Raw genomic sequence first — 11356 nt, 5'->3', positions numbered from 1 at the left:
TGTGGGCGCTGAGGGATTCGAACCCCCGACCCTCTGCTTGTAAGGCAGATGCTCTGAACCAGCTGAGCTAAGCGCCCTGTGTTCTCCGTTAAAGCGATGCAAAGTTACTGCACTTTTGTATAACTTTCAAATTTTTGAGCGACTTTTTTTGAAAAAAATTTGCATCAATGCAGTCTGATTCTGGGGTGGTGTATGTAATTGGTTGATTTATAATAATATGCTGCAAAGTTGGCAGTGGGAGAAATATTTCATGTTGTACATAGTATGATAGTGATTCCACTAAAGAAAATCCCTAAATGTTAAACACCGTAAAAATTTTCGTTCATCGTTAAACCTTTTTTTGTGTAAATACTCCAACAAAGCGTATTAATTTTCAAAAAAAGATTGTTCTCATAAAATATCACTACGCGTTATGCTGAAATTCTTACGTAAGCCGTTGATGGCTTTCGCTTTGCTTATTTTTACTGTTGCCGGTGCCAAGGCTTATACTGTAAGCGGCACTGTTACCGATTCGATAGGGGAGCCAATGATTGAAGCTACAGTAAGGCTTCTGTCGGCTAAAGACAGTTCTTTTGTTAAAGGTGGGACTACAAATATCGATGGGCGATTCACTCTGTCCGGAGTAAACCGAGGGAGTTATATCGTGCAGACCTCATATATCGGATATGACCCTTCCAATACTGATGTCAAGGTTGCGTCGTCCAATGTACGACTTAAGCCTATTGTGCTTAAGGAATCATCGATTATGCTCAAGGAGGCTGTTGTCACCGCGGTTAAGACTGAGATTGTAGTGAAAGAGGACACAGTCGAGTATAATGCCGGCTCATACAAGACACAGCCGGGAGCCGCTATGGAGGAATTGCTTAAAAAACTTCCCGGAGTAGAGGTCGATGCTGATGGAAAGATTACCGCCCATGGCAAGGAAGTAAAAAAAATACTTGTCGATGGCAAGGAGTTTTTCTCCGATGACCCCAAAGTAGCCTCAAAAAATCTTCCTGCTACTATGATTGAGAAACTACAGGTGGTAGACCGCAAGAGTGATCTTGCACGCCTCACTGGTGTCGACGACGGCGAAGAGGAGACTGTGATAAACCTTACCGTAAAGCCTGGCATGAAAAATGGCTGGTTTGGAGTGGTCAATGCCGGAGCCGGTACCGATAGCCGCTATGCGGGCGATTTCAATGTCAACCGCTTCTGGAACGGAAATCAGATAACTTTACTTGGCAATTTCAACAATATCAACCAGCTCGGATTTACCGACAGCAACGGCGGCCGTTTCCGTCGTTTCGGAGGCAACAACGGGTTGAATACCTCCCAGTCACTCGGATTCAATTTCAATGTCGGTCGCCAGGACGAGACATTCCGTGCCGGTGGAGATGTACTGTATAGCCACACGGATCAGGACACACGTAAGCGTCAGGAACGTCAGTATATATTCCCCGACTCGGCATCGTATCTTAATTCACAGAGCGCATCGCGCGACAAGGGACACAATGTGCGTGGCGACTTCCGTATCGAGTGGAAGCCCGATTCGTTTACCACATTGGAGCTGCGTCCGAGGTTCTCATTCAATTTCAACCATTCGCTGAGCGCCGACAGTTCTCTTACATCTGCCGGCGATGCGATGCGTTCACCGGTCAACCGCAGTATCAATACCGGCGACTCCAAAGGAAACTCCTACGAAGCCGGCGCCGAACTCTGGTTCAATCATATGTTTAAAAATCATCCCGGACGTTCATTCTCACTTATGGCCGAATACTCAATGTCTAATGTGCGTGAGGACGATTACTCCTACTCATGGAACAAGTTCTTCACACCGGGTGTGGACCCTGACGATTTGCAGGACCAGTATACCGACAATCACACATGGAGCAATACTGTCGGATTTCGTGCCACATGGACCGAACCGATAGGCGATGCGAAGAAAGGGCGTTTCATCGACATAAGCTATCGCATGAGCTACCGTTGGAATAATGCCGACAAGATGGTGTATGACCATCCCGTCACATATCCCGGCGATGGGTCTGATCCTGTCGTAGACTATCTTGAAGAGGTCTGGAATCCCGATCTCTCCAACCGTTTCCGCAACAGTTTCTTCAACCAGCGCATACAGGTCGGATTCAAAAAAATAAGCAAGGATTTCAATTTCAATGTCGGAATCGGACTTACTCCCTCGATGACTAAGAGCGACAATCTGATCAACACCGACAAAAACATATCGCGGTGGGTATGGAACGTTGCTCCATTTCTCCGCTACCGCCATAAACTGTCAAAGACCCGCAGTATCACCCTCGATTACCGTGGACGCACCTCCGCCCCATCAATGACCCAGTTGCAGCCCGTTGCCGACATGTCCAATCCTCTGCGCATTGTTGTCGGTAATCCCAATCTCGACCCCTCATTCTCTCATAATGTGCGCTTTCGCTTCCAGGACTTCAATGCCGACGCTCAACGCTCGATAATGGCCATGGCCGACGCTCAGGTGACACAGAACGCGATTGTGAGCAAAACTACATTCAATCAGCAGACAGGCGGCCAGCAGACCACATATGCCAATGTCAACGGTAATTGGAATGCCGGATTCTTCGGCATGATGTCAATGCCTCTGCGCAACCGTCATTGGCAGACTAATATACATATCTTCTCACGCTATACACAGTCGATAGGATTCAATAACGGTCAGCGCAACCGTAGCGGAGCATTCAATTTCCGTCCGTCGCTCGGCCTCGCGTTCCGTACTGATGACTGGGATCTCGAGCTTCGGCCATTCTATGGTCTCCAGACTACAAGCAATTCGCTTAAAAGCGTAAGCAGCAACGATATTACCAACTATGGAGCCCGTTTCAACGGCCAGTGGTATGCTCCTTTCGGACTGGTATTGGGCACTGACCTCAGTTTTACGGCCAATCGAGGATACGCGGCAGGATACGATTCCGACGAATGGATGTGGAATGCCCAGATTTCCTATCAGTTCCTGCGCGAACGCAATGCCACGGTCTCCCTAAAGGCCTACGACTTGCTTCAGAGCAAGAAGTCGCTTAGCCGTAGCGTTACAGCCAGCTATATCGACGATACAAGCTACAATTCACTCACCCGCTACTTCATGCTATCCTTCTCTTACCGATTCAACACATTCGGAAAAGGCAAACGCCCCGACGGATTTAATGAAGCCGGAGGACCTGGCAGATATGGTGGTCCGCGCCGTGGCCCCGGAGGTGGACGCCCCCCTCGTTTCTGATATGTACATAACGCATGCAATCGCCTGTCTATAATCCGACAGGCGATTCTTCATTTTTGCGTATTCGGGTATTTATCGCTAATTTTGCACTAAATTCTGCAAATCAATAATATATGAATTTAAAATTTTCAAACATCATCATGTCAGCAGCATTGCTTGCCACCACGGCCGCATGTACCGGCACATCATCGGAAGATGGCAAGATGATTGACAAACCCGACTTCAAGAGCGCCGACGGAATATTCAGCATCGAGGCGCTTGAGGCGCTCGGCCGAGTGTCGGGTCCGGTAGTATCGCCCGATAAGACCAAGGTCCTGTTCGGCATAAGCTATGAGAGCGTTGAGGAAAATGCCTCAAACAATGATCTCTATGTAATGAATGTCGACGGTACCGACACTCAGCGTATTACACGCACGCCTAAGTCTGAAAGCAACGCCGTATGGATTGAGAACGGCAAGCGTATCGCATTCCTCTATCCAGATGGTGATGCCATGCAGGTATGGGTCATGAATGCCGACGGCAGTGGCCGCAAGTGTGTGAGCAAGCTCGAAAAAGGCGTGAGCGGATTTGTAATCTCTCCCGACGAGAAACATATACTGATGGTAAGCAACGTGAAATACTCACGTAAAGCCTCCGACGTCTATCCCGATCTACCCAAAGCCACAGGCCGCATTATCGACGACCTTATGTACAAGCACTGGGACGAGTGGGTGACAGAGATTCCTCATCCTTTCCTTGGTGCTTTTGACGGCAATGAAGTGACCGATGTCACCGATATAATGGCCGACGAACCTTATGAAGCGCCGATGAAACCTTTCAGCGGCATCGAGTCATTTGCATGGTCGCCCGACAGCCGGAAACTTATCTATGTGTCGCGCAAGAAGACCGGTATGGAATATGCGCTCTCCACCAATTCCGACCTCTATCTCTACGATCTTGCCTCAAAAAGTGTGACCAATCTCACCGAGGGAATGGGAGGCTACGACACAGCGCCCGCATTCTCTCCCGACGGCACTCAGCTCGCTTGGCTCAGCATGGAGCACGACGGATATGAGAGCGATAAAAACCGAATAATGGTGATGGATATGTCTACCGGCGAAAAACGCGACCTTACCGCCGCCTGGGACTATACTGTCGATGCCTTCTCCTGGCAGCCTTCCGGCCGCGGACTTTTCTTCCTGGCATATCGCGACGGCGTACGTCCGGTGTTTACAATCGGTCTCGACGGAACAATCAGTGTCATTGCCCAGGGCGAATTTGACTACGACGGTCTGGCACCCCTGTCCGACACCGCACTCGTGACCATGCGTCACTCTATGCTCCGTCCCAACGAGCTCTATTATGCCGCTTCCGGCGAAGAGCCCCGCGCCATATCCACTGTCAACGACGACATCTACGCCCAGCTCACTATGCCTACCGTAGAGCGCCGCATGGTGCCCACCACCGATGGCAAGGAGATGCTTACCTGGATTGTCAAGCCTCAGAATTTTGACCCCACACAGAAATACCCCGGTCTACTGTACTGCCAGGGCGGTCCCCAGCAGGCCGTGAGCCAGTTCTGGAGCTACCGCTGGAATCTCGCTCTGATGGCTGCCCACGGCTATGTGGTGATTGCACCCAACCGCCGCGGACTCCCCGGCTTCGGCACAGAATGGAACGCACAGATTTCCGGCGACTATCCCGGACAGAACATGCGCGACTACCTCTCGGCTGTCGACCACGTGAAGACAGAGCCCTGGATTGACGCTGCACATATCGGTGCCACCGGAGCAAGCTACGGCGGTTTCTCTGTTTACTGGCTTGCCGGCAACCACGACCACCGTTTCGCATGCCTTATCGCACATGCCGGTATCTTCAACATGGAGGCACAGTATCTTGAGACAGAGGAGATGTGGTTTGCCAACTGGGATATGGGTGGCGGCGCATGGAACGCACCTGCCGACACTAAAGACTTCCCCGACTACGGCGCTTACTGGAACAAGAGCAACCCCACCGCACAGCGCACATTTGAGATGTCGCCCCACCGTTTCGTCGACAAATGGGATACCCCCATACTCATAACCCACGGCGAATACGACTATCGCATACTCTCATCGCAGGGCGAGATGGCATTCAACGCTGCCAAGCTCCGCGGCATACCGGCCGAGATGCTTATCTTCCCCGACGAAAACCACTGGATTCTCAAGCCTCAGAACGCTATCCTGTGGCAGCGTGTATTCTTCCGCTGGCTCGATCGTTGGCTCAAGGACAAGCCCTACACCGCCGATACCGACAATACCGCCGAATAAACATCGCACCCCATATTGAACAAGGTCGCCTCCAGCATTGGAGTGCGGCCTTATTTTTTAGCACAAATTACCATTGATTCAAGTCAATGTATCGCACCCTTTGGGCTGTGGTATTGGCCAAGTCGCGGGGATTTGCTAATTTTGCGGGTATTTTAGTGTGTCGCAGTATACGCGCATCAATTATCGGTGAGTGCAATAGACATCATATTGACATGTGTGCTTTTCGGCTCGATAGCCTATGGAGTGTGGAAAGGCCTGATACGGCAGGTGGCTTCGCTCGGAGGTATCGTGCTGGGGCTTGTCGCATGCCGCATATTCGGTTCGCAGGCAGGAGCCATGCTTGCCGAGATGCTTCCCGGCACTTTTGAATCGGCTACTTCGGCAGCTATTGTAGGCAATGTGTTGCTTTTTATACTTGTATGGCTTACCGTCAGTGTCGTGGCATCGATGCTCCACAGGCTTACCCATGCGCTCATGTTCGGATGGCTCGACCATCTGCTCGGAGGCGTATTTGCAATGTTCAAGTGGCTGTTGGTATTGAGTATCATTCTCAATCTGTTGTATCTGGCGGCTCCGGGAAGCAGTATCTTCACTACCTCCACCCTGATGGATGGCGACATGCTCCCGTGGGTCATGAGAATCGCTCCGAAGATGTTTGGCATAGTCATCGGTACCGAATCCGTGGCCATGCCCGACTTGATATAGCATTGTTCCCCCCGACTTGGCCGACGCAAGCAACAATTGACACGCCTGTCGCGTTTACACACTATAAATATCAGAAGTAAGGACTAAAACATACTGTCACTGTAAATATGAGCTCTGATAACAACAACAACCAGAATACAGAGAATGACGACGTAATAAAGGATGTCACCTCAGGCGAATACAAATATGGCTTTGTATCCGACATTGACACCGACGTCATACCGCGCGGCCTGAGCGAGGAGGTGATACGCCTTATCTCAGCCAAGAAGCAGGAGCCGGAATGGCTGCTTGAGTTCCGTCTCAACGCCTACCGCTACTGGCTTACTCTTGAGATGCCGACATGGGCTCATCTCGATATTCCCCCGATCGATTATCAGGCGATAAGCTACTATGCCGCTCCGCGCAAGAAGGAGGGCCCGAAGAGCCTCGATGAGGTCGACCCTGAATTGCTCGACACTTTCGACAAACTCGGAATACCTCTGGCCGAGCAGAAGATGCTCTCGGGCATGGCTGTAGACGCGGTGATGGATTCTGTGTCGGTAAAGACCACCCACAAGGAGAAACTTGCCCGGCTCGGCATAATCTTCTGCTCATTCTCTGAGGCCGTACGCGACTATCCCGATCTTGTGAAGCGCTATCTCGGCAAGGTCGTGTCGTACCGCGACAATTTCTTCGCGGCGCTTAATTCGGCGGTATTCTCCGACGGATCGTTTGTATATATACCCAAGGGTGTGCGCTGTCCTATGGAGCTGTCGACATATTTCCGCATAAATGCCGCCGGCACCGGACAGTTCGAGCGCACTCTGATAGTGGCCGACGACGATGCCTACGTGAGCTATCTCGAAGGCTGTACCGCTCCTATGCGCGATGAAAATCAGCTCCACGCCGCAATCGTGGAAATCATTGTAGAGGACCGGGCCGAGGTAAAATATTCTACAGTGCAGAACTGGTATGCCGGCGACAAGGACGGCCGTGGAGGCGTCTACAACTTTGTGACCAAACGCGGACTCTGCCGCGGCGACTACTCTAAGCTGTCGTGGACACAGGTCGAGACAGGCTCGGCCATCACATGGAAATATCCCGGCTGCATCCTCAAAGGTGAAGGCAGTGTAGGGGAGTTCTACTCTGTGGCGGTGACACGCAACCGTCAGCAGGCCGACACAGGTACAAAAATGATACATCTTGGTCGCAATACCCGCTCTACCATAGTCAGCAAGGGTATCTCGGCAGGCCATAGCCAGAACAGTTACCGCGGTCTGGTGAAGGTGGCTCCCGACGCCGACGGATGCCGCAATTATACACAATGCGATTCGCTGCTGCTCGGACCCGACTGTGGCGCACACACATTCCCTTACATTGACGTGCTCAACGATACCGCCGTGGTGGAGCACGAGGCTACTACGTCGAAAATCAGCGAGGACCAGGTGTTCTACTGCAATCAGCGCGGCATACCTACCGAGGAGGCCATCGGACTTATTGTCAACGGCTATGCCAAGGAGGTTATGAACAAACTCCCGATGGAGTTTGCCGTAGAGGCGCAGAAACTTCTACAGATTTCGCTCGAAGGGAGTGTGGGCTGATAAGGCTCGGCAATCCGCATAGCAAGCTCTTGAATAACAGAAAATAGAAAATACATCATATCAATGGAAGAATTACTTCTCGATATCAAAGACCTCCATGCCTCCATCGACGGCAAGGAGATATTAAAGGGAATCAACCTGCAGGTGCGCCCGGGTGAGGTACATGCCATCATGGGGCCTAACGGCTCAGGCAAGTCGACTTTGTCGATGGTGCTTGCCGGCGCACCGGGCTATCAGGTCACAGGCGGCTCTGTCGACTTCCACGGCAAGCAGCTGCTCGATCTTTCGGCTGAAGACCGCAGCCACGAGGGGCTGTTCCTTTCGTTCCAGTATCCGGTTGAGATTCCCGGAGTGACGATGGTCAACTTCATGCGCGCCGCTGTCAACGAGAAACGCAAATATTTCAACGAACCGGCTCTTTCTGCAAGCGACTTCCTGAAACTTATGCGACAGAAGCGTGCTATTGTGGAGCTTGACAACAAGCTGGCATCACGTTCGGTCAACGAGGGATTCTCAGGGGGCGAGAAGAAGCGCAACGAGATATTCCAGATGGCTATGCTCGAGCCACGTCTCGCCATACTCGACGAGACCGACTCCGGTCTTGATATCGATGCGTTGCGTATCGTGGCCGGAGGTGTCAACACACTGAAGACCGACCGCAACGCCACTATCGTGATTACACATTACCAGCGTCTGCTCGACTATATAAAGCCTGATTTTGTCCACGTGCTCTATAAGGGACGTATAATCCGCACCGGAGGTCCCGAACTGGCGCTCGAACTGGAAGAACGTGGCTACGACTGGCTGAAAGAGGAAGTTGACGCACAATAATTTGCCTCATGAGCAGCATCGACCAATATATAAGCCTCTACCGCGACAACGCCGCTGCCATCGACGCCAATTCGGCGCCGGCAGTCAACGCGCTGCGTCCCGCTGCGCTTGAGGCTCTGGAGGGAGCTACGCTCCCCACCACACGTACCGAAGGGTATGAAAAGACATCTATCGAGGATATGCTTGCGCCCGATTTCGGTGTAAACATCTCGCGAGTGCATATCCCGGTCAACGTTGCCGCTACCTTCAAGTGTGAGGTGCCGCGTATGTCTACAGTCATGGGATTCGTGCTCAACGACTCCTTCATACCTGCTGAAGGCAATGCACAGCGCTTGCCGCAGGGTGTCATCTTTGGCTCTCTTGCAAAAGTGGCTGCTGCCCATCCGCAGCTTATCGAACGCTACTATGGCAAGACCGCTCCTGCCGGAAACGTCGGAGTAGCGCTCAACACTCTTCTAGTGCAGGATGGCGTGGTGGTCTATGTGCCGCGCGGAGTACGTCTTGAGAAGCCCTTGCAGCTTGTCAACATATTCAGTGCCGGTGTGCCTCTTGCCGCTTTCCGCCGTGTGCTTGTGGTTGTGGATGACGACGCCTCTGCTCAGATTCTCGTGTGTGACCATACTCAGGATTGCGACCGCGCATACCTCTCGCAGCAGGTTGTCGAGATAAGCGTGGGCCGTAACGCTTCGCTCGAACTGTACGACATGGAAGAGTCGTCGGCATTGACCTCGCGCTGGAGCATGACATATGCCACTCAGCAGGAGGGGTCGCATCTGTTGCTTAACGGCACTACTCTGAGCAACGGCACTACCCGCAATGACTACACTATCGACATACTCGGACAGCATTGTGATACATTCCTCGGAGGTATGGCCATAGGTTCGGCAAAGCAGCATATCGACAATGACTCGACGGTAAACCACCGCGCTCCGCGTTGCCATAGCCGGCAGATGTTCAAATATATACTTGACGATGAAGCACGCGGTGCTTTTGAAGGTGGAATTACAGTGCATCCCGGAGCAATACTTACCGAGGCATATCAGAGCAACCGCAATCTGCTGGCATCGGACGGCGCTCGAATGCACACCAAGCCGCAGCTCCTGATATATTGCGACGACGTGAAGTGCAGCCATGGCGCCACTACCGGACAGCTTGACCAGGACGCGCTGTTCTACATGCGTCAGCGCGGTATCTCGGAGAAGACCGCACGTACCATGCTAATGCAGGCATTCATGGCCGATGTAATCGATACAGTGGGCCTTGATGGTCTCCGCGACCGTCTGCGCCATCTGGTCGAGATGCGCCTCCACGGACGCACATCATTCTGTGGCGACTGCCATATACAGCAATAATCCCCCCGACTACCTATGGACACTGCTTCATTTCGCAATGACTTCCCGGCTCTTGACCGCACCGTATACGGCAAGCCGCTGATATATCTCGACAATACCGCTACCTCGCAGACACCTTCATGTGTGGTGGAGGCTATCGAGCACGCCTATTACCATACCAAGGCCAACGTGCACCGCGGAGTCCATGCCCTTTCTCAGGAGATGACTATGCTTCAGGAGAAGGCGCGCGAGCGCGTACGCGGATTTATCGATGCCGCCCATACCTCTGAAATTATATTTACAAGAGGCACTACCGAGGCCATAAATCTTGTGGCCTCTTCCTACGGGCGGCTTATCCCCGACGGGGCCGAGATAATAGTCAGCGTGATGGAGCATCATGCCAATATTGTGCCGTGGCAGTTGATAGGACGCGGTGTTACACTTCGTGTAATCCCCATGGACGACAACGGAGTGCTTGACCTCGATGCTTATCGCAAGCTGTTTAACGAAAAGACTGCGATGGTGGCCGTGACCCATGTGAGCAATGTGCTCGGTACGGTCAATCCGGTTGAGGAGATTGTAAGGGAAGCACACAGTCACGGAGTACCTGTGCTTATTGACGGAGCACAGGCTGTCAGTCACCGTCCTGTCGACGTGCAGGCCCTCGGATGTGATTTTTATGTGTTCTCTTCCCATAAAATGTATGGGCCTACCGGTGTCGGGGTGCTGTACGGACGCCGTGACCTTCTTGAAAAGATGCCTCCCTATCAGGGTGGCGGAGAGATGATAGGGCATGTCAGTTTCGAGCATACCACTTTTGCAGAGCTCCCGTTCAAGTTTGAAGCCGGCACTCCCGACTTTATCGATATAGCCGCCTTCCACCGGGCTATCGACTATGTGACCTCTGTCGGATACGGTAATATTGAGGTTCACGAGCGCAATCTCCTGGAGTACGCTACCGGCCGTATGATGGAGGAGATACCCGGTGTGCGTATCTTCGGCAATGCTCCCGGCAAGGATGCCATAATATCGTTTCTCATAGGCGATTCCCATCCCTATGACGTAGGTATGCTCCTCGACAAGCAGGGCATAGCCGTGCGTACCGGCCATCATTGCGCCCAGCCGCTTATGCATCGCCTCGGTGTCGAGGGTGTGGCCCGCGCTTCTTTCGCCCTGTATAATACCCGCGATGAGGTAGATGCCTTTATCACAGCCCTCCGCCGTGCCGCCCAAATGCTGTTGTAGGCGTGATGCGTCTGCAATTTCCGGTGTCTTGTCGCTCCATGTAGTAATTCTTCCGTATGGTTTATGTGGGCGAGCGGCCTTTTCCATGGTGTGGGGATATGGTAAATTCATGGGAAATGAGTAAATTTGTGGCGAGGG

At 52.2% G+C, this 11356-nt stretch carries 7 protein-coding genes and 1 tRNA gene; 7 read left to right on the top strand and 1 reads right to left on the bottom strand.

Annotated elements, in window-relative coordinates:
* Positions 1 to 2: 2 nt before the first annotated feature.
* A tRNA-Val gene (locus K2I50_RS09685) sits at positions 3 to 77 on the bottom strand.
* A gap of 335 nt (positions 78 to 412) precedes the next feature.
* On the opposite strand from K2I50_RS09685, the gene K2I50_RS09680 reads away from it, so the two are divergent.
* From K2I50_RS09680 to K2I50_RS09650, 7 genes are all read left to right on the top strand, one after another.
* Positions 413 to 3238, top strand: coding sequence for a TonB-dependent receptor (locus tag K2I50_RS09680; protein ID WP_301026118.1), 2826 nt, complete (start codon positions 413 to 415; stop codon positions 3236 to 3238).
* Between the two features lie 113 nt (positions 3239 to 3351).
* Positions 3352 to 5526 (top strand): S9 family peptidase, encoded by a 2175-nt coding sequence (locus tag K2I50_RS09675; protein ID WP_301026117.1) that lies wholly within the window; start codon positions 3352 to 3354, stop codon positions 5524 to 5526.
* A gap of 186 nt (positions 5527 to 5712) precedes the next feature.
* Positions 5713 to 6231, top strand: coding sequence for a CvpA family protein (locus K2I50_RS09670; RefSeq protein ID WP_301026116.1), 519 nt, complete (start codon positions 5713 to 5715; stop codon positions 6229 to 6231).
* A 107-nt stretch (positions 6232 to 6338) separates the two neighbouring features.
* Positions 6339 to 7811 (top strand): Fe-S cluster assembly protein SufB, encoded by a 1473-nt coding sequence (sufB, locus tag K2I50_RS09665; RefSeq protein WP_301026115.1) that lies wholly within the window; start codon positions 6339 to 6341, stop codon positions 7809 to 7811.
* Between the two features lie 63 nt (positions 7812 to 7874).
* On the top strand, positions 7875 to 8642 hold the full coding sequence (gene sufC, locus K2I50_RS09660) for a Fe-S cluster assembly ATPase SufC (protein WP_301026113.1): 768 nt from the start codon (positions 7875 to 7877) through the stop codon (positions 8640 to 8642).
* 8 nt (positions 8643 to 8650) lie between these two features.
* The gene (gene sufD, locus K2I50_RS09655; protein ID WP_301026112.1) at positions 8651 to 9994 is read left to right on the top strand and encodes a Fe-S cluster assembly protein SufD; all 1344 of its coding nucleotides are present in this window, start codon (positions 8651 to 8653) and stop codon (positions 9992 to 9994) included.
* A 15-nt stretch (positions 9995 to 10009) separates the two neighbouring features.
* Positions 10010 to 11218: an aminotransferase class V-fold PLP-dependent enzyme gene (locus tag K2I50_RS09650; protein ID WP_301026111.1), complete on the top strand. Its 1209-nt coding sequence runs from the start codon at positions 10010 to 10012 to the stop codon at positions 11216 to 11218.
* Positions 11219 to 11356 lie beyond the last annotated feature (138 nt).

It is taken from the genome of Muribaculum sp. (assembly GCF_029051885.1).
Lineage (GTDB): Bacteria > Bacteroidota > Bacteroidia > Bacteroidales > Muribaculaceae > Muribaculum.
Note: the sequence above shows the minus strand (reverse complement) of the source record. Positions and strands in the feature narration are given on the sequence as shown.